General features: G+C 56.0%; 23 protein-coding genes. 6 read left to right on the plus strand and 17 right to left on the minus strand.

The window, feature by feature from the left end; translation table 11 throughout:
- Nucleotides 1-161 precede the first annotated feature (161 nt).
- From ppdD to hofC, 3 genes are read left to right on the plus strand one after another with little or no spacing between them, the layout of a single operon-like run.
- Complete coding sequence (ppdD, locus tag ACOTX2_RS14300) at nucleotides 162-599, plus strand: prepilin peptidase-dependent pilin (protein ID WP_023299332.1); 438 nt, start codon at nucleotides 162-164, stop codon at nucleotides 597-599.
- Nucleotides 600-611: 12 nt separating this feature from the next.
- On the plus strand, nucleotides 612-1991 hold the full coding sequence (gene gspE, locus ACOTX2_RS14305; protein WP_022647056.1) for a type II secretion system protein GspE: 1380 nt from the start codon (nucleotides 612-614) through the stop codon (nucleotides 1989-1991).
- Entirely contained in the window at nucleotides 1981-3165 is a 1185-nt protein-coding gene (hofC, locus tag ACOTX2_RS14310; RefSeq protein ID WP_063148362.1) for a protein transport protein HofC, read from the plus strand. Before gspE ends, hofC begins: the two co-directional genes overlap by 11 nt.
- A gap of 33 nt (nucleotides 3166-3198) precedes the next feature.
- Here hofC and ACOTX2_RS14315 read toward each other — a convergent pair whose 3' ends face one another.
- On the minus strand, nucleotides 3199-4242 hold the full coding sequence (locus ACOTX2_RS14315) for a GMP reductase (protein ID WP_022647054.1): 1044 nt from the start codon (nucleotides 4240-4242) through the stop codon (nucleotides 3199-3201).
- A gap of 228 nt (nucleotides 4243-4470) precedes the next feature.
- Here ACOTX2_RS14315 and coaE point away from each other — a divergent pair, with 228 nt between their 5' ends.
- The 3 genes from coaE to yacG are packed head-to-tail and all read left to right on the plus strand — an operon-like array spanning nucleotide 4471 to nucleotide 6038.
- Complete coding sequence (gene coaE / locus ACOTX2_RS14320; RefSeq protein ID WP_022647053.1) at nucleotides 4471-5091, plus strand: dephospho-CoA kinase; 621 nt, start codon at nucleotides 4471-4473, stop codon at nucleotides 5089-5091.
- On the plus strand, nucleotides 5091-5834 hold the full coding sequence (zapD, locus tag ACOTX2_RS14325; protein ID WP_022647052.1) for a cell division protein ZapD: 744 nt from the start codon (nucleotides 5091-5093) through the stop codon (nucleotides 5832-5834). The genes coaE and zapD overlap by 1 nt, the downstream gene beginning before the upstream one ends.
- A 9-nt stretch (nucleotides 5835-5843) precedes the next feature.
- The gene (gene yacG / locus ACOTX2_RS14330; protein WP_003856332.1) at nucleotides 5844-6038 is read left to right on the plus strand and encodes a DNA gyrase inhibitor YacG; all 195 of its coding nucleotides are present in this window, start codon (nucleotides 5844-5846) and stop codon (nucleotides 6036-6038) included.
- A 34-nt stretch (nucleotides 6039-6072) separates the two neighbouring features.
- Here yacG and mutT read toward each other — a convergent pair whose 3' ends face one another.
- The 16 genes from mutT to ftsI form a co-directional block, all read right to left on the minus strand.
- Complete coding sequence (gene mutT / locus ACOTX2_RS14335; protein ID WP_032621758.1) at nucleotides 6073-6465, minus strand: 8-oxo-dGTP diphosphatase MutT; 393 nt, start codon at nucleotides 6463-6465, stop codon at nucleotides 6073-6075.
- Between the two features lie 57 nt (nucleotides 6466-6522).
- Nucleotides 6523-9228 carry a preprotein translocase subunit SecA gene (secA, locus tag ACOTX2_RS14340; protein ID WP_022647050.1) on the minus strand — a complete coding sequence of 902 codons (2706 nt, stop codon included), beginning with the start codon at nucleotides 9226-9228 and terminating at the stop codon, nucleotides 6523-6525.
- Nucleotides 9229-9286: 58 nt separating this feature from the next.
- On the minus strand, nucleotides 9287-9790 hold the full coding sequence (secM, locus tag ACOTX2_RS14345) for a secA translation cis-regulator SecM (RefSeq protein WP_032677334.1): 504 nt from the start codon (nucleotides 9788-9790) through the stop codon (nucleotides 9287-9289).
- 280 nt (nucleotides 9791-10070) lie between these two features.
- Nucleotides 10071-10988 (minus strand): UDP-3-O-acyl-N-acetylglucosamine deacetylase, encoded by a 918-nt coding sequence (gene lpxC, locus ACOTX2_RS14350; protein ID WP_003856337.1) that lies wholly within the window; start codon nucleotides 10986-10988, stop codon nucleotides 10071-10073.
- 101 nt (nucleotides 10989-11089) lie between these two features.
- Nucleotides 11090-12241 (minus strand): cell division protein FtsZ, encoded by a 1152-nt coding sequence (ftsZ, locus tag ACOTX2_RS14355; protein WP_022647048.1) that lies wholly within the window; start codon nucleotides 12239-12241, stop codon nucleotides 11090-11092.
- Nucleotides 12242-12304: 63 nt separating this feature from the next.
- On the minus strand, nucleotides 12305-13561 hold the full coding sequence (ftsA, locus tag ACOTX2_RS14360; protein ID WP_421625930.1) for a cell division protein FtsA: 1257 nt from the start codon (nucleotides 13559-13561) through the stop codon (nucleotides 12305-12307).
- Nucleotides 13558-14400 carry a cell division protein FtsQ gene (ftsQ, locus tag ACOTX2_RS14365; RefSeq protein ID WP_003856342.1) on the minus strand — a complete coding sequence of 281 codons (843 nt, stop codon included), beginning with the start codon at nucleotides 14398-14400 and terminating at the stop codon, nucleotides 13558-13560. Before ftsQ ends, ftsA begins: the two co-directional genes overlap by 4 nt.
- Before the next feature lies 1 nt (nucleotide 14401).
- On the minus strand, nucleotides 14402-15322 hold the full coding sequence (locus tag ACOTX2_RS14370; protein ID WP_023330111.1) for a D-alanine--D-alanine ligase: 921 nt from the start codon (nucleotides 15320-15322) through the stop codon (nucleotides 14402-14404).
- Complete coding sequence (murC, locus tag ACOTX2_RS14375; protein ID WP_022647046.1) at nucleotides 15315-16790, minus strand: UDP-N-acetylmuramate--L-alanine ligase; 1476 nt, start codon at nucleotides 16788-16790, stop codon at nucleotides 15315-15317. The genes ACOTX2_RS14370 and murC overlap by 8 nt, the downstream gene beginning before the upstream one ends.
- Before the next feature lie 59 nt (nucleotides 16791-16849).
- On the minus strand, nucleotides 16850-17914 hold the full coding sequence (gene murG, locus ACOTX2_RS14380; protein ID WP_063148361.1) for an undecaprenyldiphospho-muramoylpentapeptide beta-N-acetylglucosaminyltransferase: 1065 nt from the start codon (nucleotides 17912-17914) through the stop codon (nucleotides 16850-16852).
- Nucleotides 17911-19155 carry a cell division protein FtsW gene (ftsW, locus tag ACOTX2_RS14385; protein ID WP_022647044.1) on the minus strand — a complete coding sequence of 415 codons (1245 nt, stop codon included), beginning with the start codon at nucleotides 19153-19155 and terminating at the stop codon, nucleotides 17911-17913. Before ftsW ends, murG begins: the two co-directional genes overlap by 4 nt.
- Complete coding sequence (gene murD, locus ACOTX2_RS14390; protein ID WP_063148359.1) at nucleotides 19155-20471, minus strand: UDP-N-acetylmuramoyl-L-alanine--D-glutamate ligase; 1317 nt, start codon at nucleotides 20469-20471, stop codon at nucleotides 19155-19157. The genes ftsW and murD overlap by 1 nt, the downstream gene beginning before the upstream one ends.
- Nucleotides 20472-20473: 2 nt before the next feature.
- On the minus strand, nucleotides 20474-21556 hold the full coding sequence (gene mraY / locus ACOTX2_RS14395) for a phospho-N-acetylmuramoyl-pentapeptide-transferase (protein WP_003856353.1): 1083 nt from the start codon (nucleotides 21554-21556) through the stop codon (nucleotides 20474-20476).
- The gene (gene murF, locus ACOTX2_RS14400; RefSeq protein ID WP_063148358.1) at nucleotides 21550-22908 is read right to left on the minus strand and encodes a UDP-N-acetylmuramoyl-tripeptide--D-alanyl-D-alanine ligase; all 1359 of its coding nucleotides are present in this window, start codon (nucleotides 22906-22908) and stop codon (nucleotides 21550-21552) included. The genes mraY and murF overlap by 7 nt, the downstream gene beginning before the upstream one ends.
- Nucleotides 22905-24392 (minus strand): UDP-N-acetylmuramoyl-L-alanyl-D-glutamate--2,6-diaminopimelate ligase, encoded by a 1488-nt coding sequence (gene murE / locus ACOTX2_RS14405; RefSeq protein ID WP_063148357.1) that lies wholly within the window; start codon nucleotides 24390-24392, stop codon nucleotides 22905-22907. Before murE ends, murF begins: the two co-directional genes overlap by 4 nt.
- Nucleotides 24379-26145, minus strand: coding sequence for a peptidoglycan glycosyltransferase FtsI (ftsI, locus tag ACOTX2_RS14410; RefSeq protein WP_022647040.1), 1767 nt, complete (start codon nucleotides 26143-26145; stop codon nucleotides 24379-24381). Before ftsI ends, murE begins: the two co-directional genes overlap by 14 nt.
- Between the last annotated feature and the right edge of the window lie 14 nt (nucleotides 26146-26159).

Raw genomic sequence — 26159 nt, forward strand, 5'->3', positions numbered from 1 at the left:
CTCCGCCCGGAGAGGGGAAATACGAAACCGCTCGCAATTACGCTGTCCTTCTCTGCAACACTGAATCATTTCCCTGAAAGCCCTTTCACGTTCGCGCTTTTGCCCCTCGTTTCTGCGCGCCGACACTGCCACAGTAGCGCCACTTAACGTAAGGAGCAGATATGAACAGACAACAAGGATTTACCCTGATTGAGCTAATGGTGGTCATTGGCATTATTGCCATCCTGAGCGCGATTGGCATCCCGGCCTATCAGAACTACCTGCGAAAAGCAGCGCTCACCGATATGCTGCAAACGTTCATCCCCTACCGCACCGCTATTGAGCTTTGCGCCCTGGATCGTGGTGGTGTGGATCGCTGCGACGCAGGAACCAATGGCATCCCCTCCCCGACAACCACGCGTTACGTTTCAGCGATGAGCGTGGCGAAGGGGGTCGTATCGTTAACAGGACAGGAGAGTCTTAACGGACTTGAAGTACTCATGACACCGATCTGGAGCGACGGTAACGGTATGACGGGCTGGACGCGTGCCTGCAACATTGCGTCCGACACGGCGCTCAGACAAGCCTGTGAAGATGTTTTCCGCTTCGACAACAACTGACAGGAGTGGACAATGAACACCGAACAGCTTATGACGCTCTGTCAGCGCCATCACGCACTGCTACTCGCAAGCGACACCGAGATGATCAGCATTGCGGTGGTGGGTAATCCTGCCTCTGAGCTGATGGAAGCGTTACGCTTCGCCACACAGAAGCGTATTGATATCGAGTGCTGGACGGCCGAGCGGATGGAAAAACGGCTTCAGTCCCTCTCATCATCACACCTGCCGGGAATAGTGCCAAACTCAGCCGCTGACGTGCTCAGTACAACGTTGCAGCAGGCAGTGAACCAGCGGGCTTCTGACATCCATATTGAACCGACGGAGCACGGCTACCAGATCCGTTTGCGAATCGACGGTGTTCTCTACCCGCAACCGCCGGTTTCCGCCGCCCTCGGTACGACTCTTGCCGCACGCCTGAAGGTGCTGGGCCAACTGGATATTGCGGAGCGCCGCCTGCCGCAGGACGGTCAGTTTACGGTGGAGCTGGCAAGCGTCCCCGTCTCTTTTCGTATCGCAACCCTTCCCTGTAGCGGTGGAGAAAAAATCGTGCTTCGTCTGCTTCACCAGGTGCAGCAGGCACTGGAGCTTGAACTGCTGGGGATGAGTGCAGACCAGCAGGCCCGTTTTGCCGGGGCGCTTAACAGCCCTCAGGGGTTGATTCTGGTCACCGGCCCGACCGGTAGCGGGAAAACGGTGACGCTGTACAGCGCGTTACAGGCGCGAAATACCCCTGACGTTAATATTTGCAGCGTGGAAGATCCCGTTGAAATCCCGCTTGCAGGCTTAAACCAGACGCAGATTAATCCGCGCGCGGGGCTGACCTTCCAGAGCGTGCTGCGTGCCCTGCTCAGGCAGGATCCTGACATCATTATGGTGGGTGAAATTCGTGACGGCGAAACGGCAGAAATTGCCATTAAGGCGGCGCAAACCGGGCATCTGGTGCTGTCCACCCTTCATACTAATTCGACGACTGAAACGCTGGTACGGTTGCAACAGATGGGCGTCGCGCGCTGGATGATCTCTTCGGCGCTCTCGATGGTGATTGCCCAGCGGCTGGTGCGTCGTTTATGCCCGTACTGCCGACAGGAAGCCAGCCGCCACACCGAATTACCTCGCACGCTGTGGCCCCGGCCGCTTCCTCGCTGGCAACCCACCGGTTGCGAACGCTGCTACCACGGTTTTTATGGTCGCGTAGCCATTTTTGAAGTGCTCGTCATCGACGACACGCTGCGGCAGGCCATCGCCAGCGGAGCAAGCACGGAGGTGATTGGTTCAAGCGCTCGTCAGGCGGGAATGACATCTTTGTTTGAGCACGGCTGCATGGCCGTGGAGCAAGGGCTGACCACGCTCGAAGAGCTGTTGCGCGTCCTGGGAATGCCCGATGGCTGCTAATTCGCTCTGGCGCTGGCGTGCCCTGACCACCGAGGGGGAGGTGCAAACCGGCACCCTCTGGGCCATCGACCGTAACGCAGCTTACACGGCTCTGGTGCTTAAACAGCTGCACCCGCTGGCGCTAAAACGCTGCCAGCAGCGACACCGATGGCAGGTGCAACACTGCTACGATATTTTTCGCCAGCTCGTCACGCTGCTACAGGCCGGACTCACGCTGTCCCAAAGCCTGCACATGCTGGCGGAACAGCATCCTTTGAAGCACTGGCAGGCGCTGCTGCACAGTCTTGCTGATGACCTGAGCGAAGGTTGCGCCCTGTCAGAGGCCATGAAGAAATGGCCAGAGGTGTTTAGCCCCCTTTATGTCTCGATGGTGAAGACGGGTGAGCTGACGGGTAAGCTCGAAGCCTGCTGCCGTCAGCTTGCGCAGCAACAAAAATCCCAGCAGCAGCTCAGTGTAAAGGTGAAGAAAGCGCTGCGCTATCCGCTGATCATCCTGACGCTGGCCGTTTTCGTGGTGCTGGCGATGGTCACGCTGGTGTTGCCTGAGTTTGCTGCAATCTACAAAACGTTCAACACCCCGCTCCCTTTGCTCACGCAGGCAGTCATGGGGCTGGCGGCCCTGGTTCAGGCGCATATGCTCACCCTTTTGGCCCTGCTCGTGGCAATGGTTGTCATCGCCTGTAAGCTGCGGCGGCATCCGCGCTGGCAGTATGTCTTATTACACGTACCGGTGATGGGCACGCTGATGCGTGGGCAAAAACTGGGGCAAATTTTTACCGTGCTGTCATTAACCCAGCAGGCTGGAATTGCTTTTTTACAAGGAGTGGAGAGTGTGGAGGAGACCGTTGAGAGTGGCTACTGGCAGGAGAAACTCCGTGAGATACGCAGCGATATCGAACAGGGGATGCCCGTGTGGTCCTCCTTCCAGAAGGCCTCTGTTTTTACGCCACTGTGTATTCAGCTCATTCGCACCGGAGAAGTATCGGGTTCACTGGATGTGATGCTGATGAATCTGGCCCGCCATCATACGGAACAGACATTTCAGCAGGCAGACAATCTGGCGGCGCTTCTTGAGCCTTTGCTACTGGTCGTGACAGGTCTGATTATTGGCACGCTGGTGGTGGCGATGTATCTGCCAATTTTCCATCTGGGGGATGCAATGAGCGCGGGGTAATGCTGGCGCACGGACGCGCGCCAGCCGTAGCCGTCAGAGGCTATTAAATACGCGGTTTTCCTGCTCCTGAACGCGGATAAACGTCGTGCGTTTAGTCAGCTCTTTCAGGCGGGAAGCCCCCACGTAGGTGCAGGCAGAACGCAGACCGCCGAGGATATCGCGCGCCGTGTTTTCGACCGGGCCGCGCAGTGGCAGCTTCACGGTTTTACCTTCCGCCGCACGGTATTTCGCGACACCACCCACGTGACGGGTCATCGCAGATTCAGAGCTCATTCCGTAGAACAGCATGAATTTCTCACCGTTCTCTTCCACCACGGTACCGCCGCTCTCTTCGTGGCCGGCCAGCATGCCGCCGAGCATCACGAAGTCCGCGCCGCCGCCGAAGGCTTTCGCCACATCGCCTGGCATGGTGCAGCCACCGTCGCTGATGATCTGGCCGCCCAGACCGTGCGCGGCGTCAGCGCATTCAATTACCGCAGACAGCTGCGGATAACCCACACCGGTTTTCACGCGCGTGGTGCAAACGGAGCCCGGGCCAATGCCCACTTTCACAATGTCGGCCCCGGAGAGGATCAGCTCTTCACACATTTCACCGGTCACCACGTTGCCCGCGATGATGGTTTTGGTTGGCCAGGCTTCACGCGCCTTGCTGACGAACTGGACGAAATGCTCGGAATAACCATTTGCCACGTCAATGCAGACAAAATTCAGCGCCGGATTGGCGTTCAGGATCTGTTTGGTTTTCTCAAAATCTGCATCAGACGTACCGGTCGAGACCATCACATGCTTCACCACGTCAGCCGAGGCGGAGGCGACAAACGCATTCCACTCCTCAGGGCTGTAGTGTTTATGTACCGCAGTAAGGATGTCGAATTGCGCCAGCGCGGTCGCCATCTCGAAGGTCCCGACGGTGTCCATATTGGCCGCGATAATCGGCACGCCAGACCACGTCTGACCGGAATGCTTAAAGGTGAATTGACGTTCGAGTTCAACGTCTGAGCGACTTTTCAGTGTAGAGCGTTTAGGGCGGATAAGAACGTCTTTGAAACCTAACTTCAGATCTTCTTCGATACGCATGTGCGGATTCCTGGGGTTAGAGGCAAATATATTAAAAGCACAACTCCAGTGACGCTATCATACGCACTAATACCTGCTCCGCAAGACTGCGAAATTCTCTTTTTTTACGCTACAATCCTATAAATTTACCTGGTAAAAAGCGGGTAAAGAGAGCTAAACATTGGCTGTTGTAAGTTTGAATTTTAAGCAACTGATTTTAAAACTGAATAATTCCCAGGATCTGATTTAATGGGGTATATCGTCGCATTAACCGGCGGCATCGGTAGTGGTAAAAGCACCGTTGCGCACGCGTTTGCTCGTCTCGGCATCACGATTATCGACGCCGATATCATTGCCCGTCAGGTGGTAGAACCCAATACACCCGCCTTAAACGCCATCGAAGCGCATTTTGGTCGCCGTGTGATACAGGCTGACGGCACCCTGAATCGTCGGCAGTTGCGTGAGTGCATATTTTCCGATCCGGCGGAAAAAGCCTGGCTTAATGCCCTGCTCCACCCCATTATCCACCAGGAAACTCAGCGTCAGATTGCCGCAGCCAGTTCGCCCTATGTGTTGTGGGTGATCCCGTTACTGGTGGAAAATCAGCTTCAAAATAAAGCAGACAGAACGCTGGTGATTGACGTTTCCCGCGAAACGCAAATCCAGAGAACCATGGCGCGTGACCATGTTTCACGCGAGCATGCTGAACAAATTCTTGCCGCACAGGCCACGCGCGAAGCGCGCCTCGCCGTTGCGGATGATGTTATTGATAATAACGGCGCACCAGATGCCATTGCATCGGATGTTGCTCGTCTGCACGCGCAGTATCTGACCTTCGCCGCGCAGGCCGTTGCACAGGAAAAACCATAATGTCGACTCATATCCTTTTTGAGCATCCGCTTAACGAAAAAATGCGTACCTGGCTACGCATAGAATTTCTTATTCAACAACTTTCACAACATCTGCCCGTCAACGATCACGCCACCGCGCTGCATTTTTTCCGCAACGTGGGCGATCTGCTGGATGTGATTGAACGCGGCGATGTCCGCACTGAGCTGTTGAAAGAGCTGGAGCGCCAGCAGCGTAAATTACAGGCCTGGGCCGAAGTACCGGGCGTAGATAAAAGTCGAATTGACGCTTTACGCCAGCAGCTAAAAAACAGCAGCGCGACGCTGATGGCCGCGCCGCGCGTTGGACAATTTTTACGCGAGGACCGTCTGATTGCGCTGGTGCGTCAGCGTCTGAGCATACCGGGCGGTTGCTGTAGCTTTGACCTTCCAACGCTGCATATGTGGCTGCACATGCCGCAGGAACAGCGCGATCGCCAGGTGAACAGCTGGATGGGCAGTCTGGAGCCGATGAATCAAACGTTATCCCTGATCCTCGATCTTGTGCGTAACTCTGCCCCGTTCCGCAAGCAGACCAGTCTCAACGGTTTTTATCAGGATAACGGCGACGACGCCGATCTTCTGCGTTTGAATCTCTCTCTTGGCGAGCAGCTTTACCCGCAAATTTCCGGACATAAAAGCCGTTTCGCGATCCGCTTTATGCCGCTGGACAGTGAGCATGGCACCGTGCCAGAACGCCTCGATTTTGAACTGGCCTGTTGTTAAGGAGTGCCGATGTCTGACGTAACCACCGTAAACTGCCCAACCTGTGGGAAAACTGTCGTCTGGGGAGAAGTGAGTCCATTTCGCCCATTCTGCTGCAAACGCTGTCAACTTATAGACCTGGGCGAATGGGCGGCGGAAGAGAAACGCATTCCGAGCGAAGGCGATCTCTCGGATAGCGATGACTGGAGCGAAAACCAGCAGTAACATTAAAAGCCTGCTGGCGCTTCGCTTAGCAGGCCTACGGTTGTGCGACCAGCCGGAGGATCACAGGCTCATTGGCAGGCGGGAATTTTTCCGCATCGCTGGCCTGAAGCTCAATCCAGTTACCCGGCTGCCCCTCTTTTCCCCATGGCTCACCTTCCCAGTTTTCCACCAGCCAGAACCAGAGCGTGATGTGCCTGTCCGGAAACTGGTACTCCAGCTTATCGAACAGCGTTGCGTCAAGCGGGGTGATCCCCACCTCTTCCTGAAGCTCACGCACCAGCGCCTGCTCCGGCGTTTCACCTGATTCGATTTTCCCGCCGGGGAATTCCCATTTGTTGGCCATATGCGCATCGGCGGCACGTTGGGTAATGAAGATCTGGTTTTGCGGGTTGCGAATGATCCCGACAGCAATTTGCAGTGTTTTCATCATGTCACGTCCATAAAAAAGGCGCAGATATCTGCGCCTTTTCGGTTTGTTATGTTCTTAGCTCAGGCGGCCGTGGCACGCCTTGTATTTTTTGCCGGAACCGCATGGGCACGGATCGTTACGACCGACTTTACGATCGCCCGTCTGCGCTGCGATTGCCGCTGCGGCTTCGCTCTCATCGGTCTGATGACTCAGCTGCTGCATCTGTGCCAGACGCTCAGCTTCTTCACGACGCTGCTGCTCCATCGCTTCCACTTCTTCCGGCATACGCACCTGAACTTTGCTCAGAGTGCTGATGACTTCATACTTCAGCGACTCTAGCATGGCAGCAAACATGGAGAAGGATTCACGCTTGTACTCCTGCTTCGGATCTTTCTGCGCATAACCACGCAGGTGGATACCCTGACGCAGGTAGTCCATTGCCGCCAGGTGCTCTTTCCACAGGGAGTCCAGGGTCTGCAACATTACGCCTTTCTCGAAGTGACGCATCATCTCAGCGCCAACCACTTCTTCCTTACGCTTGTAGACGTCCAGCGCGGTTTCGTAGATACGCTCGCGCAGGGTCTCTTCGTGCAGCTCAGGCTCTTTGTCCAGCCACTCTTTGATTGGCAGTTCGAGGTCGAAGTCGTTTTTCAGACGTTCCTGCAGGCCTTCGATATCCCACATCTCTTCCAGAGACTGCGGTGGAATGTGCGCGTCGATAGTGGCTTTGAACACATCTTCGCGAATGCTGTTGATGGTTTCGCTCACGTCGGACACGTCCAGCAGTTCGTTACGCTGGGTATAGATTGCACGACGCTGGTCGTTGGCAACGTCATCATATTCCAGCAGTTGCTTACGAATGTCGAAGTTGCGGCTTTCTACTTTACGCTGGGCGTTGGCAATCGCTTTGGTAACCCACGGGTGCTCGATCGCTTCGCCTGGTTTCATGCCCAGTTTACGCATCATGCCGGACACACGGTCAGAGGCGAAAATACGCATCAGCGCATCTTCCATGGACAGATAGAAGCGGGAAGAACCGGCATCACCCTGACGGCCCGCACGACCGCGCAGCTGGTTATCGATACGACGAGATTCATGACGCTCGGTACCAATGATGTGCAGACCACCGGATGCCAGCACCGCGTCGTGACGCACCTGCCAGTCGGCTTTGATCTGCGCGATTTGCTCCGGGGTTGGGTTTTCCAGCTCGGCCACTTCGGCCTGCCAGCTACCGCCGAGCATAATATCGGTACCACGACCCGCCATGTTGGTAGCGATGGTTACGGCAGCCGGGTAACCCGCCTGCGCAACGATATCTGCTTCTTTAGCGTGGAACTTGGCGTTCAGCACGTTGTGCTTGATGCCCGCCTTGGTCAGCTCGTTAGACACCACTTCAGATTTCTCGATGGAGATGGTCCCCACCAGAACCGGCTGGCCCTTCGCGGTACGATCGCGAATATCTTCGATGATCGCCTGGATTTTTTCCGCTTCGGTCATGTATACCAGGTCCGGCATATCCTTACGGATCATTGGACGGTTGGTTGGTACTACCACGGTATCCAGCTTATAGATGGAGCTAAACTCAAACGCTTCGGTATCTGCGGTACCGGTCATCCCCGCCAGCTTCTCGTACAGACGGAAGTAGTTCTGGAAGGTGATGGAGGCCAGCGTCTGGTTTTCGTTCTGAATATCCACGCCTTCTTTCGCTTCCACGGCCTGGTGCAGACCATCGGACCAGCGACGTCCCTGCATGGTACGACCGGTGTGTTCATCGACGATGATGACTTCACCGTCTTTAACGATGTAGTCAACGTCGCGGGTGAACAGGGCGTGCGCGCGCAGTGCAGCCGTTACGTGGTGCATCAGCATAATGTTGCTCGGGGAGTACAGAGACTCGCCCTCTTCCATAATGCCTTCAGCCACCAGCAGCTCTTCGATTTTCACCAGGCCGCGTTCGGTCAGGTTGACCTGACGCGCTTTTTCATCCACGGAGAAGTGACCTTCACCCTGGAAAGTATCGGAGTCTTCTTTCTCCTGACGCAGCAGGTGTGGAATGATTTTGTCGACTTTACGGTACATCTCGGAGCTGTCTTCGGCCGGGCCGGAGATGATCAGCGGGGTACGCGCTTCATCGATCAGAATGGAGTCAACCTCATCCACCAGCGCATAGTGCAGTTTACGCTGGACGCGCTCTTCAGGACTGAACGCCATGTTGTCACGCAGGTAGTCGAAGCCGTATTCGTTGTTGGTGCCGTAGGTGATGTCCGCGTTGTACGCTTCACGCTTGGCAGGTGCCGGCAGACCGGACATGTTAATGCCCACGGTCATGCCGAGGAATTCGAACAGTGGACGGTTATTTTCGGCGTCGCGTTGCGCCAGATAGTCGTTGACGGTAACAACGTGAACGCCCTTACCCGTCAGCGCATTCAGGTAAGCCGGCAGCGTTGCAGTCAGGGTTTTACCTTCACCGGTACGCATTTCCGCGATGCAGCGCTCGTTGAGCACCATCCCGCCCAGCAGTTGCACGTCGAAGTGACGCATGCCGAACACGCGTTTACTGGCCTCACGTACTACGGCAAAGGCTTCCGGGATCAGGCTTTCTAAGGTTTCGCCTTTCTCCAGACGCGCACGGAACTCCGCGGTTTTTGCTTTCAGTTCATCATCAGAGAGCTTCTCCATCGCCGGTTCCATACCGTTGATGACGTTCACAGCTTTGCGCATGCGGCGCAGGGTACGATCGTTACGACTACCAAAAACTTTGGTTAATAATTTGATTAGCATAATAAATTCTCAAACGCCCCAGTCGGGCAGATAAATTAAGGTATTGAAAAAGATTAATTTAGCTGAGGCGTTGAGGCCCGGCACGGATGCCGTGAACCTGGCTAATCCAGGTCGAAACAGAGAAGGATGCGGGGGAAACAAAAGCAGTTTGCGCCGTCTGACTCACGGTCACAGGCGGCTGGTTGTCCTGCGTCAGAAGCGCATTGAGCGTATCGAGCAGAGCAAGGTGCTGAGCCTGGACCGGCAGCGTTTCTTCAGCAACAGGCATCGTCTGCGGCGCCATCGCGAACGACAGATGGCGAATAACCGTGCGAATCGCGTGTTGCTGCCAGTAATCAACGGAGAAATTGGGACGACGGCTGGCTTCAAGCCATGCGAGATTAGTGAAGTTAACCCGCGTGGTGAGATCGTGCTTGGTCGTCGTGGAACGTGCTGGGGTTGCCGCGTCTGCGCTGTTGCTGAGCACAGGCAAGCCGAGACTCGCCGCGACCATCCCCAATAAGAGATGCGGCCAGAAGTAACGTCTGCCAAATTGTCGCCAGCGCGTCAGTATTCCGCTCACTTGCTCCACCACGTTCGCCCGCCAGTGCAGGCTGAGTTCAGTTATTCTTTTTTAGCGCCCAGATATTACCACTAAAGCCAATACACGACAGCAGGAATGACACCTTGCAGCAGGTAAAAACGGTCATTAATGCAGCGAACACACCGTTATTTGGCACCCAACACAGGCCAGGGGTGAGAGAGACAAATCCAGAAAGGGCAGAAATAAAAACGACTGGCTTCCCTGGTCGGAGAGAGTACCAGGTGAACCAGTCGCTTTTCTTACGAAACGGCTTTAACCGTTACGCCAGGACCATAGTCGGGGCTTTGAACGCCAGCGGCAGTTCAGCTTCGTCTTCGAAGGTCACATATTCCCAGGCTTCCTGTTTTGCCAGGACGGCCTGCAACAGTTTGTTGTTCAGTGCATGACCGGATTTAAACGCGGTAAAGGCACCAATGATGTTGTGACCACACATGAAGAGGTCGCCGATCGCGTCCAGCATTTTGTGACGGACAAATTCATCTTCAAAACGCAGGCCGTCTTCGTTCAGTACGCGATAATCGTCAACAACGATGGCACAATCGAAGCTGCCGCCCAGGCACAGGCCGCGGGATTGCAGATATTCGATATCACGCATAAAGCCGAAGGTACGTGCTCGGCTGATCTGACGCATGAACGCATCCGCAGAGAAGTTCATCGCATAGCGCTGGGTGCTGGAGTCAATCGCAGGATGGTTAAAATCGATGGTGAAGTCCAACGAGAAACCATTGTACGGTTTGAATTCAGCCCATTTGTCGCCATCTTCGACGCGAACGGTCTCTTTAATGCGAACAAATTTCTTCGCGCAGTTCAGTTCTTCGATGCCGGCATCCAGCAACAAATAAACGAACGGAGCAGCACTCCCGTCCATGATCGGGATTTCTGGCGCATCGACTTCAACCATAATGTTGTCGATACCCAGACCCGCCAGGGCGGCGTTCAGGTGCTCTACGGTAGAAATCCGCACGTCATGCTCGTTCACCAGACAAGTACAGAGCATAGTATCACGCACAGATTTGGCATCGGCCGGAAAATCTACCGGTGGATTCAAGTCGGTGCGACGATAGATGACCCCGGTATTGGCCGGCGCAGGGCGTAACGTCAGTGTGACTTTCTTGCCGGTATGTAAACCGACACCCGTCGCCTGAACGATACGTTTAAGTGTCCTTTGTTTGATCATCGTATAATCTCGCCAAATTAACTATCCAACCGAGAGTGTATATCACTAACGGTGGGCCAGTTTAGCACAAAGAGCGCAAATCCCCAAATTCCAGCCAATTCTTAGTCAGCTTGCTTACGCAGGAACGCCGGGATATCCAGATAATCTGGCTCTTTTGCCGTTTGTGGAGTCGGGTCGTTCACCACTTTCGCAGCCGGTTTTTGCTCCTGAGTCAGAGGCGACATACCGTGCTGCTGGTAACGATCCATCACCGGCTGCTGAGTCTGTTTGTTGGTCACGAGGGTGATCTCAGGACGCTTGTCCATACCGATACCGGTGGCCACAACAGTCACACGCAGTTCGTCGTTCATTTCCGGGTCAAGGGACGTACCGATAACAACGGTCGCGTTGTCAGAGGCGAATGCACGGATGGTGTTACCCACGGTTTCGAACTCATCCAGACGCAGGTCAAAGCCAGCGGTAATGTTGACCAGCACGCCGCGCGCGCCAGACAGATCGATATCTTCCAGCAGTGGAGAAGAGATCGCCATTTCAGCGGCTTCTTCCGCACGGTCTTCACCGCTCGCCACGCCAGAGCCCATCATCGCGTAGCCCATCTCGGACATCACGGTGCGAACGTCTGCAAAGTCGACGTTCATCAGGCCAGGACGGGTAATCAGTTCAGCAATACCCTGAACCGCGCCTTTCAGCACGTCGTTTGCCGCGCCAAAGGCGTCCAGCAGAGAGATACCGCGACCCAGCACTTTCAGCAGCTTGTCGTTCGGGATGGTAATCAGAGAGTCCACATGCTTGGACAGCTCGGTGATACCCTGCTCCGCGAAAGCCATACGCTTCTTACCTTCAAAGTTGAAAGGCTTGGTCACGACAGCAACGGTCAGAATACCTAAATCTTTAGCGACTTCCGCCACAACGGGTGCTGCACCGGTACCTGTACCGCCGCCCATACCCGCTGCGATGAAGACCATGTCTGCACCGTCCAGTGCAGCGCGCAGCGCTTCACGATCTTCTTCAGCCGCGTTGCGGCCCACTTCCGGGTTAGCCCCTGCTCCCAGACCTTTAGTGATGCCACCACCGATCTGAATCGTCTGGCCAACAGCCGTTTTACGCAGTGCCTGCGCATCGGTGTTCACCGCGAAGAATTCAACACCTTCGATGCGCTCGCGCACCATGTGTTCTACGGCGTTACCGCCGCCGCCACCGACGCCGATGACTTTAATCACCGCGTCGTTGGTTAATTCCATAGGTTCAAACATAATCTCTCTCTCCGTTGTGCCTGTCGCCCGAGACCGCTAATTCTCTCCGGTCTCTTAAAAAAATTAAAATTCTTTTCGCAGCCAGGTGTTAAGTCGTTTGACCCACGACCCCACCGAGACGCGTTTTTCCACCTCTGCCTCACCACTTAAATGGGACTCTTTCCCGTAGTGCAGCAGGCCCACCGCCGTTGAATAGTACGGCTCCAGGGCATAATCCGTTAAACCGGTGATATTCAGCGGCGCACCGATACGCACCTGCGTATGGAACACGCGCTGAGCGCAGGCCGCAAGACCTTCAATTTGCGCTGCCCCGCCGGTTAATACAATCCCCGCCGCGAGATGATGTTTCACACCCTGCTGGCGAAGCTGTTCCTGTAACTGCAAAATCTCTTCGTTGACCAGGTTGAGCAGCTCGGTATAACGCGGCTCAATTACCTCTGCCAGCGTCTGGCGTTGCAGGCTGCGCGGCGGTCGACCGCCTACGCTCGGCACTTCAACGCTCTCGTCTTTGCCGACGATAGAGCCCAGCGCGCAACCGTGGCGCACTTTAATCGCCTCTGCATCGCTCGGTGGCGTACCAAAGGCGTAAGCGATATCGCTGGTCACCACATTCCCGGCGTACGGGATCACTTTGGTGTGGCGCAACGCACCGCCGGTATAGACAGCCATGTCCATTGTACCACCACCAATATCGACCACACAGACGCCCAGTTCACGTTCGTCTTCGGTCAGCACGGAATAGCTCGCGGCAAGTCCGGCGAAAATTAGTTGGTCAACTTTCAGGCCACAACGTTCAACGGCTTTTACAATGTTCTTCGCCATATCGTTGTGACATGTGATCAGGTGCACTTTTGCCTGCATACGTACGCCCGACAGACCGACCGGATTCTTGATACCTTCCTGGTAGTCGATCGCGTATTCTTGCGGGATCACATGCAGCACACGGTGCTCGTCGCGAACACGCACAGATTTCGCCGTGTGGACAACGTTCTCAACGTCTTCCTGCGTCACTTCTTCTTCAGAAATCGGCACCATACCGATTTCATTCTGGCAGCTGATGTGCTTACCAGAAAGAGCCAGATAGACAGAGGAAATCTGGCAATCTGCCATCAATTCAGCCTGGTCGATGGCGCGCTGAACGCATTTCACCACCGACTCAAGGTCGTTTACCCCACCTTTATCCATACCACGGGAAGGGCAGCTGCCCACGCCAATGATATTGACCATACCGTCGGGCAGAACTTCCCCTACCAAAGCGGCAACCTTCGCGGTGCCAATCTCCAGTCCTACTACCAATTTTCTGTCCGTCGACTTGATCATTGTTGTTCTGCCTGTACCTGTGCCTGATTTTGTTGCTGATTAGGTTCCTCGACCGGAGCCGGCTCCCAACCGACTGCTGCGCCTGAGTCATAGCGCAAATCAACGTAGCTTATCCGTTTGCCATCCGTCTGCGCCTGCTGCTGTAAAACCGGGTAAAGTTCTACAAAACGCGCCAGACGTTTCATTGTGTCGCCGCGGCCAAGATTGAGCTTAATGCCATTCGTTAAGGTCAGCTGCCAGGAACGGCGCGCCGTCATCGCAGCATCTTTTAACGTAAAGCGATCCTTAGCCAGCACCTGCCCCATCTCACGAAAACCCTGCAATACTTCGTTTTCGCTGCCTTCCGGGCCATACAACATCGGTAAATTCTGCTTGTTGACACGATCGCTCGGGACGCTGAACGAATTTCCGTCTACGTCAACCATATGCTGATCATTCCAACGCGCAATCGGCACATATTCAACCAGATGAATCTTCAATTCATCAGGCCATTGCTTTCTGACACTCGCCTGTTTTATCCACGGCAGACGTTCAATCTGGCTCTGGATAATGTTGACGTCCTGCGTCATAAAGGTGCCAGGCGACCCCAGCGCCAGAATTGACTGGCGAATGTCATCGTTACGCGTGTAGTGACGCTCTCCGGTCACTACCAGCTTCGACAGCGGCAACCGCTGTGCGTCTTCCATCCAGCCCAGCACCATCCAGCCGCTGATAAACACGGTGCACAGCACCCCGAGCAGGAAGATAATCCCTGCAAGACGCGTTCCATTACTCCGGCGCGAAGAAGAATATTCTTCTTCGTCATCGCGGTTGCGCGTGTTCAACGCAGCCTGAGACATATCAGCCCGCCTGGTCCAGAATACGTACGACTAATTGCGAGAAGCTCATTCCCGCCTGACGCGCCGCCATCGGCACAAGGCTATGGCTGGTCATACCCGGAGACGTGTTTGCTTCCAGCAGATAAAATTGCCCGTCACCGTCAAGCATCACATCAATTCGTCCCCAGCCTCGGCATCCCAAAACATTCCAGGCTTTAAGCACCAGAGACTGTAATTCCGCTTCACGTTGTGCTTCAAGGCCAGCTGGGCAGAAATATTGCGTCTCATCAGAGAGATACTTCGCCTCATAATCATAGAAGACTCCGGCGGGTTGGATGCGAATTGACGGTAAAATTTCTTCACCAAGCATCGCGACGGTAAATTCCGGCCCGCTAAGCCATTTTTCAATCAGAACTTCTTCATCATGTTGAAATGCCAGAGCTAAAGCGTCAGCCAAATCTACAGCTTTATCAACTTTGGACATTCCCACGCTCGACCCTTCACGGCTAGGCTTCACAATAACCGGTAAGCCCAGTGCCGCAATGCGTGTATTAACGCTGTCCGACAAGCCCAATTCAAATTCACGGCGCGTCAGTGCAACCCATGGCGCAACGGGCAGACCCGCCCCCTGCCACAGCAGTTTGCTGCGCAGTTTATCCATGGAGATAGCGGATGCCATCACGCCACTGCCGGTGTACGGCATACCGATCAGCTCCAGCAGCCCCTGCAACGTGCCGTCTTCACCGCCGCGGCCATGCAACGCGATAAAGGCTTTATCGAAGCCCATCGCTTTCAGCTGCGTAACGTCCACCTCTTTCGGATCAACCGGATGCGCGTCCACGCCACCTTCACGCAGGCCCGCCAGCACGGCAGCGCCCGAATTCAGAGAAACCTCGCGTTCGGCGGAAGTGCCGCCAAACAGGACAGCAATCTTATCAGCCATGACGCTCGTCCTCCTGAGTTTGCGGCTTCAGTTTGATTTCAGCTAAGGTACGGGCGATTTTGCCGATATTTCCCGCACCCTGAATCAGGATCAGATCGTTACCCGTCAGGACCGGGGCAAGCATTTCAGCTACCTGCACCGGGTCGGGGACCAGGATAGGGTCCACTTTACCGCGTCCGCGGATGGTACGACATAAAGACCGACTGTCCGCGCCCGGAATCGGCGCTTCGCCCGCGGCATAAACATCCAGCATCAGCAGGGTATCGACCTGCGAAAGGACGTTGGCAAAATCGTCATACAGATCGCGGGTACGTGTGTAACGGTGCGGCTGGAAGATCATGACCAGATTCTTTTCCGGCCAACCCGCGCGTGCCGCTTTGATGGTTGCGTCCACCTCCGTCGGATGGTGACCGTAGTCATCGACCAGCATCGCAGAACCTGGCTTACCGTTTACTGGCTCCAGTGGGAACTCACCCAGGAAGTCGAAGCGACGGCCCGTTCCCTGGAAGCTTTCCAGCGCGCGCAGGATCGCCTCATCATCAATGCCTTCTTCCGTTGCAACAGCCACCGCCGCCGCCGCATTCAGGGCATTGTGACGTCCCGGCGCGTTCAGGGTGACATGCAGGAGCTCTTTATCCTGGCGTGCCAGGGTGAAATGTCCCTGCGCACCGATCTGCTTATAATCTTCCACGCGTACATCAGCGTCTTCGCTGAAGCCGTAGGTGGTAATTTGACGCCCGACGCGCGGCAGCAGCTCGCGGATCACCGGGTCGTCCACGCACATCACCGCACGGCCATAGAACGGCAGGTTGTGCAGGAAGTTAATAAAGGTCTGCTTTAAGTTCTCGAAGTCGCCCTGGTAGGTATCCATATGGTCAGCTTCGATATTGGTGACGATAGCCACCATTGGCTGTAGATGCAGGAACGACGCGTCGCTCTCATCCGCTTCCGCAATCAGATAACGGCTATGGCCCAGACGCGCATGCACGCCAGCGGCTTTCACCAGACCACCGTTAACGAACGTTGGGTCGAGACCCGCTTCCGCATAAATGCTGGAGACCATCGCTGTTGTTGTGGTTTTACCGTGCGTACCGGCCACCGCAATGCCGTGACGGAAACGCATCAGTTCAGCCAGCATTTCCGCGCGACGGATCACCGGAATGCGCGCCTCATGCGCCGCAACGATTTCCGGGTTATCCGCGGAGATCGCGCTGGACACTACAACCACGCTCGCATCGCTCACGTTTTCCGGGCGATGATTGAAATAGATAGTCGCCCCCAGCGACGCCAGCTGCTGCGTAACAGGGTTTGGCGCCAGGTCAGACCCGCTGATCTGATAGCCTTCGTTAGCTAACACTTCGGCAATACCGCCCATGCCAGCACCACCGATGCCGACAAAGTGAATGTGCCGGACGCGACGCATCTCGGGCACGATAGAACGCAGTTTTGCCAGTTGTTGTGTATTCATTCTCTAAACGCCATCGACTACTTCAAAAAAATCGTGCAGCGCAACACGCGCTGCGAGAATTATGCCTGGGCTGCCAGGCTCACTTCTTTTGCCACCCGTTCCGTTGCATCCGGGATAGCGGTCGCGCGTGCGCGTTGCGCCATCTCCAGTAATACATCCCGGTTCCAGCCCGCCAGGGTAGTGGCGACCGCATCAGCGGTAAATTGTGGCTGCTCAAAAATTTTTGCGGCACCCGCTTTCTCAAGCGGCAGCGCATTCCAGTACTGCTGTCGGTCTTTGTGCTGGAACGGCACAAACAGCGCTGGCAAACCGGCGGCGGCGATTTCGCTCACCGTCAGCGCACCCGAACGACAGACCACGACATCGGCCCAGGCATAGGCTGCGGCCATATCATCAATAAATTCAGTCACTTTATGCTGCGGCTGACCTTCCTGCGCGTAAGCCTGCTCAACGCTCTGCTGAGCGCCCTTCCCGCTCTGGTGCCAGATGGTCACCGCATCACCCAGTTTTGCCGCAACCTGTGGCATCGTCTGGTTTAAAATATGTGCGCCCTGGGAACCGCCGACAACCAGCACGCGCACCGGCCCTTCTCGGCCCGCCAGACGTGCATCTGGCAGCGGCAGCGCCAGCACGTCCACACGCACCGGGTTCCCTACGACATCGGCTTTCGGGAATGCCCCGGGGAAGGCCTGCATAACTTTGGTGGCGATTTTTGCCAGCCATTTGTTGGTCAACCCGGCAATACCGTTCTGCTCATGCAGAACAACAGGGATGCCCAGTGACCACGCCGCCAGTCCTCCCGGACCGGAAACGTAGCCGCCCATGCCCAGAACGACGTCAGGCTTAAAGCGCTTCATAATGTCGCGCGCCTGACGCCAGGCATTGAAAATGCGCACCGGCGCCAGCAGCAGCGCCTTGATCCCTTTGCCACGAAGGCCAGAAATACGAATAAAGTCGATCTCGATACCGTGTTTAGGTACAAGGTCGGCTTCCATGCGGTCTGCGGTTCCCAGCCAGCGTACCTGCCAGCCCTGTTCCATTAAATGGTGCGCAACCGCCAGTCCCGGGAACACGTGTCCGCCGGTCCCGCCTGCCATCACCATTAACCGCTTCGGTTGATTCATCGTGAACCTCGTGTAAACGCCTGAGCTTTCTCCAGACGCGTTTCATAATCTATGCGTAACAAAAACATGATGGCCGTCGACATGATCAACAGACTCGAACCACCATAACTGATCAACGGCAACGTCAGACCTTTGGTCGGCAGCATACCCGCTGCGGCCCCAACGTTTACCAGTGCCTGGAAGCTAAACCAGATACCAATTGAGCAGGCCAGGAAACCGGAGAAGCGGTGATCGATCTCCAGCGCTTTACGGCCAATCGACATGGCGCGGAAAGCGACGAAGAATACCATTAATAGCGCCAATACCACACCGATATAACCCAGTTCTTCCCCAATAATGGAGAAGATGAAGTCGGTATGCGCCTCCGGTAAATACTCCAGTTTTTGCACCGAGTTGCCCAGGCCTTGGCCCCAGACTTCGCCGCGGCCAAACGCCATCAGCGACTGTGTCAGCTGATAACCGCTGCCGAACGGATCTTCCCATGGGTTCCAGAACGAGGTCACACGGCGGATACGGTATGGTTCGGCGAGGATCAGCAGCACCACTGCCGAAATCCCCATCCCGATGATGGCAATGAACTGCCACAGTTTTGCTCCCGCCAGGAACAGCATCGCCAGCGTAGTGACAAACAGTACGACTACCGTACCGAGGTCGGGCTGCGCCAGCAGCAGGATCGCAAGCACCAGAATCACGCCCATCGGTTTTAAGAAGCCGCGCAGGTTGTTACGAACTTCGTCGACTTTACGCACCAGGTAGTTTGCCAGGTAGCAGAACAACGAAAGCTTGGTGAACTCTGCAGGCTGAATACGCAGCGGACCAAAGGCGATCCAGCGTGATGCCCCGTTAACGGAGCTCCCGACGACCAGAACGATCAACAGCATGATGATTGAGGCGATAAGCATGGCCGTACTGTGCCGCTGCCAGAACGACATCGGCAGGCGTAAGGTGATCATTGCCAGGCAGAACGCGAGAATGATGTACAGCCCGTCACGCTTGGCAAACAGGAACGGATCGTTTGCCAGACGCTGTCCGACAGGCATCGACGCCGAGGTGACCATAATAAAGCCGGTCGCAGCCAGCCCCAGCGTGAGCCAGAACAGCGTGCGGTCGTACATAATCAGGCTGTCGGAATCTTTATCCCGTGAAGCCATCACCCAGCCTTTCAGCGCCGTAAACAGCCATACCAGGATACCAAACCCTGGCAGACGCGGCATTTTCAGGCGAGGGAGAGATAAACGCATCAGCCTAACTCCTTCGCCAGGCGGGTAAAGACATCGCCCCGCTGTTCGAAATTCTTAAATTGATCGAGGCTGGCACAGGCTGGCGAGAGCAGCACCATATCGCCGGGCTTCACGCGGGGGGCGATAAGGCGCATCGCCTGTTCCATGGTCTCGGTTTGTTCGGCGACCTCAGGACGCAACGCCGCAAGCTCGCTGCCATCGCGGCCAAAGCAATAAAGGCGCACGTTGTCACCGTTGAGGTACTGCTTCAGCGAGGAGAAATCGGCTGATTTACCGTCGCCGCCCAGCAGCAGATGCAGTGTGCCTTCAACGTGCAGACCGTTCAATGCCGCCTCGGTGCTACCCACATTGGTCGCTTTGGAATCGTTAATCCAGCGTACGCCGTTGTGTTCCAGCGCCAGCTGAAAACGGTGAGCCAGGCCGGTAAAGGTGGTCAGCGCCTTCAGGCTTGAAGATCGCGGCAGGCCAACGGCATCCGCTAGCGCCAGCGCCGCCAGCGCGTTGGTGTAGTTATGCTGGCCGGAGAGCATCATCTCTTTCACGTTCAGCACCTTCTCACCTTTCACCCGCAGCCAGGTTTCGCCCTGCTGGCGGTTAAGGTGATAGTCACCCATGTTAATACCGAAGCTAATGCAGCGATCGTCTGCGCCACGCACCGGCATGGTGAGTGCATCATCGGCATTCACCACGCAGACTTTGGCATTTTCATAGACACGCAGCTTGGCCGCGCGGTACTGCTGCAAGCCGAACGGGTATCTGTCCATATGATCTTCGGTGACATTAAGGATCGTCGCCGCCGCCGCATGCAGGCTTGAAGTGGTTTCCAGCTGGAAGCTGGAAAGCTCAAGTACAAACAGCTCACACCCTTTATCGAGCAGCATCAACGCGGGCAGACCAATGTTACCGCCCACGCCGACATTTTTGCCCGCCGCTTTCGCCATCTCACCCACCAGGGTGGTGACGGTGCTTTTACCGTTTGAACCGGTAATGGCAACGATCGGGGCCTGCGCCTCCCGGTAGAACAGTTCGATATCGCCAACAATCTCAACGCCTGCATCCGCCGCGGCACTCAGCGAAGGATGCGCCAGCGCCATGCCCGGGCTGGCAACAATCAGATCGGCGACCAGCAGCCACTCATCATTCAGACCACCCAGGTGGCGTTCAACCTGCTCCGGCAGCTTGTCCAGACCCGGCGGAGAGACGCGCGTATCCATCACGCGCGGCGTCACGCCACGCGCAAGGAAAAAGTCCACGCAGGAGAGGCCGGTAAGGCCCAACCCGATGATAACGACTTTTTTGCCCTGGTAATCTGCCATGATTAACGTACCTTCAGCGTTGCCAGGCCAATCAGCACCAGCATCAGCGAAATAATCCAGAAGCGCACAATGACGCGCGGCTCCGGCCAGCCTTTCAGTTCATAGTGGTGGTGAATCGGTGCCATACGGAAGATGCGCTGGCCGCGCAGCTTGAAGGAACCGACCTGCAAAATCACCGACAGGGTCTCAACCACAAACACACCGCCCATAATCACCAGCAGGAACTCCTGACGCAGCAGCACGGCGATAATGCCCAGCGCGCCGCCCAGTGCCAGTGAACCGACGTCGCCCATAAAGACCTGCGCCGGATAGGTGTTGAACCACAGGAAGCCCAGCCCCGCGCCGACAATCGCCGTACAGACGATCACCAGCTCACCAGCGTGTCGCAGGTACGGGATGTGCAGGTAGTTTGCAAAGTTCATGTTACCGGTCGCCCACGCCACCAGCGCGAAACCGCCCGCGACAAACACGGTTGGCATGATGGCCAGGCCGTCCAGACCATCGGTCAGGTTGACGGCGTTGCCGGTGCCGACGATCACAAAGTAAGCCAGCAGAATATAGAACAGCCCCAGCTGCGGCATCACGTCTTTGAAGAACGGCACCACCAGCTCGGTGGCCGGGGTGTCTTTTCCTGCCAGGTAAAGCGCGAAGGCCACACCCAGCGCAATTACCGACATCCAGAAATACTTCCAGCGGGCGATCAAACCTTTGGTGTCTTTGCGCACGACTTTGCGGTAGTCATCAACAAAACCGATGATCCCGTAGCCAACCAGAACGGTCAGCACGCACCAGACGTAGGGGTTAGACGGATAAGCCCACAGCAGAACGGACACCACAATCGCGGTCAGGATCATGATCCCGCCCATGGTCGGCGTACCGCGCTTGCTGAAATGCGATTCCGGACCGTCGTTACGCACGACCTGGCCGAAAGAGAGTTTTTGCAGACGGGCAATCATGCGCGGGCCCATCCACAACGAGATGAACAGCGCAGTCAGCAGGCTGACGATGGCGCGAAACGTCAGATAGGAAAAGACGTTAAAGCCTGAATAATATTTGACCAAATGTTCGGCCAGCCAAACTAACATGTCCCGTTCTCCTGTAATGCGTGCACAACCTCTTCCATGGCGGCACTACGTGAACCTTTAACTAAAACAGTCACAATCTGTTTTTCTGTAATCAATGCCTTCAGGCGTTCGATCAGTGCAGATTTATCGGCAAAATGTTCGCCAACTTCACTGGCATCGGAAATGGCCTTGCTCAGCGTGCCTGCGCTCAGTACGCGGTCAAGCCCGGCGGCTTTCGCCGCTTCGCCAACCTGTACGTGGCAGGCTTCGCTTTCATCACCCAGCTCGGCCATATCGCCAACAACCATCACGCGATAGCCCGGCATCTCAGACAAGACCTGCACGGCCGCCATCATGGAGCCGACGTTAGCGTTGTAGGAGTCATCCAGCAGGAGTTTGTTTTCAGCCAGCTGGATTGGGAACAGACGCCCCGGCACGGCTTTTAAATTCGCCAGACCAGTTTTTATCGCAGCGTGTGAGGCCCCTACCGCCATTGAGAGCGCTGCCGCAGCAAGCGCATTGGCGATGTTATGACGACCCGGCAGAGGCAGCAGCACGTCGATGTCGCCCGTTGGGGTCGTGAGGGTGAACTCGGTGCCGTGTGACGTCACATGAATGTTGGTCGCCGAAAAATCACTGTTTGCCGCATTCGGGGAGAAGCGCCAGGTTTTGCGTGAACCAATGATGCTCTGCCAGTTCAGCCAGTCATTGTTATCGGCATTCATAATGGCGATGCCGTCATCCGGCAGGCCGGTATAAATTTCACCTTTCGCTTTCGCCACACCGGCCAGCGAACCAAAACCTTCAAGATGTGCCGCCGCCAGGTTATTCACCAGCGCCGCTTCCGGACGCGTCAGGCTCACGGTCCAGGCGATTTCGCCCTGATGGTTAGCCCCTAACTCAATCACCGCATATTCATGCTCGTGGGTCAGGCGCAGCAGCGTCATCGGTACACCAATGTCATTATTAAGGTTGCCCGCCGTATAAAGCGTGTTTCCGCACTGGCTAAGGATCGCCGCCGTCATCTCTTTAACGGAGGTTTTGCCCGACGAGCCCGTCAGCGCCACGATGCGTGTTGGCACCTGCTGGCGAACCCATGCCGCCAGCTCACCAAACGCCAGGCGCGTATCTTTCACCACAATCTGCGGCAAATCGATATCGAGCTTACGGTTGACCAGCAGCGCACCCGCGCCGTTATCTTTAGCCTGTTGCGCAAAATCGTGGGCGTCAAAACGTTCACCCTTCAGCGCCACAAACAGGCAGCCCGCCGTCACCTTACGGGTGTCGGTGGTCACAGCCTCGATGGTCAGATCCTGACCATGCAGCATCCCCTGCAATACCGCAGCGGCCTGGCTTAACGTAATGCTAATCATGCCACCACTCCCAGCAGACGCGCTGCCGTCACGCGGTCGGAGTAATCCAGACGACGATTGCCGACGATCTGATAATCCTCATGACCTTTACCGGCCAGCAGAACCACATCGTTCACCTGCGCCTGCATAATGGCGTTAGTCACGGCCTCCGCACGGCCTTCGACCACGCGCGCACGACCCGCATCCAGCATGCCCGCCAGAATGTCGTTGATAATGGCCCTCGGCTCTTCGGTACGCGGGTTGTCATCGGTCACCACGGGAATATCCGCGAACTGCTCAGCGATGGCGCCCATCAGCGGACGTTTGCCCTTGTCGCGATCGCCACCGCAGCCAAACACGCACCAGAGCTTGCCTGCGCAGTGCAGACGCGCCGCTTCCAGCGCTTTTTCCAGCGCATCCGGCGTGTGGGCGTAATCCACGACCACCGTCGGCTTGCCCGGCGCACTGAACACTTCCATGCGGCCACAGACCGGTTGCAAACGCTCAGACGTTTTCAGCAGATCCACCATCGGGTAACCCAGCGCCAGCAGCGTCGCCAGCGCCAGCAGCAGGTTACTGACGTTGAAAGCCCCCATCAGGCGGCTTTCAATTTCACCTTCACCCCAGGTGGAAGCAAAGCGGATCGTCGCCCCGCTATCGTGGTAGTTCACTTCGACTGCCTTCAGCCAGCGGCCACGACAGTTCGGATTAATGCGATCTTCCATCGACACCGCCACCGCATCTGGCAGTTTTTCCAGCCAGCGGCGACCGACTTCGTCGTCGGCGTTAATGATCGCCTGCCCGTGGTGGTGAGTGGAATAAAGCAGCCATTTCGCCGCTTCGTAGTGCTCCATATCACCATGATAATCAAGGTGATCGCGGCTCAGGTTTGTAAAGACAGAGGCGGCAAATTTCAGTGCCGCCACGCGATGTTGTACCAGGCCATGGGAGGAGACCTCCATAGCCGCGAAGGTCGCCCCCTGCTCTGCAAGGCCTGCCAGCACACGCTGCACGTCAACCGCCGAGCCTGTAGTGTTTTCCGTCGGGCTTACTTTGCCCAGAATACCGTTCCCCACCGTGCCCATGACGGCACCGGTTTCACCCAGCAGCTGAGCCCATTGCGCCATCAACTGAGTGGTGGTGGTTTTTCCGTTGGTTCCTGTCACGCCAACAAGCTTTAACTGGTCGGAAGGTTCGTTGTAAAAACGTCCTGCCAGCGCGGAGAGACGCTCATTCAGTTGGCTGAGATAGATGACCGGCACGCCGTGCATTTCACGGATCTCACCGTCTGTTGCCTCATCTTTGGCCTCAGCAATAATGGCAGCAACACCTTGCGCAATCGCCTGCGGGATATAACGACGCCCGTCCGCCTGATGACCTACCACTGCCACAAAAAGATCGCCAGAAGCCGCTACGCGGCTGTCCAGTACCATCTCTCGCAGTGCTCGCGCAGGTAGCATAGGCACCCACGGAGCAAGAAGGTCGCGCAAATTACGATCTGCCACCTGTTCCCTCGCCTTGATTAATTACAAATTCACTTTTTTCGCCCGTCGCCAGCGCATCCGGTTCAATGTTCATGGTGCGCAACACGCCGCCCATAATAGCCCCGAACACAGGCGCGGAGACGGCGCCGCCGTAGTATTTACCCGCCTGCGGATCGTTGATGACGACCACCAGCGCAAAACGCGGATTGCTTGCAGGCGCTACGCCTGCGGTATAGGCAATGTATTTGTTGATATAGCGGCCGTCCGGCCCCACTTTTTTCGCTGTACCGGTTTTGATGGCGATACGATAGCCCTTAATCGCGGCCTTCACACCACCACCACCGGGCAGCGCGACGCTTTCCATCATATGTACGACGGTACGAACGATAGATTCCGGGAAAACACGTTCCCCCGGAACCGGTGGATCAACTTTGGTGATCGACAGCGGGCGATAAATGCCATAGCTGCCAATCGTTGCGTAGACTCGCGCTAACTGTAAGGGAGTTACCATTAGCCCGTAGCCGAAAGAGAAGGTGGCCCTCTCTATGTCAGACCACCGTTGTTTTTGAGGATATAAGCCACTGCGTTCTCCGACCAACCCCAAATTGGTCGCCTTTCCCAGCCCAAAACGTGAGTAAGTATCTACTAACGCTGAGGACGGCATCGCTAACGCCAGTTTTGACACACCGACGTTACTCGACTTCTGTAAGACCCCGGTCAGGGTCAGTTCGCTGTAACGTGCCACGTCTTTTATTTCGTGGCCGTTAATTCGATAAGGGATCGTATTCAGAACGGTATTTTCGTTGACGATGCCTCGCTGTAGAGCCGTCATCACCACCATAGGTTTTACGGTTGAACCGGGTTCAAACACATCGGTGATGGAGCGGTTACGCATCGCATCTTTTGCTGTACCGGCAAAATTATTCGGGTTGTATGAGGGACTACTGGCCATCGCCAGCACTTCACCTGTCGCCACATCCACCAGCACGGCACTGCCCGATTCCGCCTTGTTAAACGCGACGGCGTTGTTCAGCTCACGATAGACCAGCGCCTGCAAGCGCTCATCAATACTCAGGGCCAGGTTGTGCGCGGCCTGGCTGTCTGTCGAGGAAATATCTTCAATGACGCGACCATAGCGGTCTTTACGCACGATTCGCTCGCCAGGCTGGCCGGTAAGCCACTTGTCGAAGCTTTTTTCAACGCCTTCAATCCCCTGGCTATCCACGTTGGTGAAGCCAATCAGGTGCGCGGTGACTTCGCCGGAAGGATAATAACGGCGGGATTCTTCCCGCAGATGAATGCCGGGCAGCTTGAGTTTTTTAATGTAGTCAGCCATATCAGGGTTCACCTGACGGGCAAGATAGATGAAGCGCCCTTTCGGGTTGGCGTTAACGCGTGACGCCAGCTGATCCAGCGGCATTTTCAACGCGTCTGAGAGCGCCTTCCAGCGGTTATCAAGGGTGATCCCGCCTGCGTCATGCAGCTCTTTAGGATCGGCCCAGATCGCCTTCACCGGTACGCTCACCGCCAGCGGGCGGCCGGAGCGGTCGGTGATCATCCCACGAGAGGTAGAAACTTCCTGCACGCGCAGAGAACGCATATCCCCCTGACGCACCAGCATGTCAGGCGCGATGATTTGTAGCCACGCCACGCGCCCCAGCAGGAAACCCAGCGCCAGTAAAATGCAGCCGCAAAGCAACGCAAAACGCCAACTGATAAAGTTGGCCTGTTCTTCCTGGCGTTTTGGTTTTAGCGTTTTTGCCGCTGCTTTCATGCGTCGCGTTTTCC

Origin of the sequence: Enterobacter cloacae complex sp. IR5412 (assembly GCF_049237385.1) — a bacterium.
GTDB lineage: Bacteria > Pseudomonadota > Gammaproteobacteria > Enterobacterales > Enterobacteriaceae > Enterobacter > Enterobacter intestinihominis.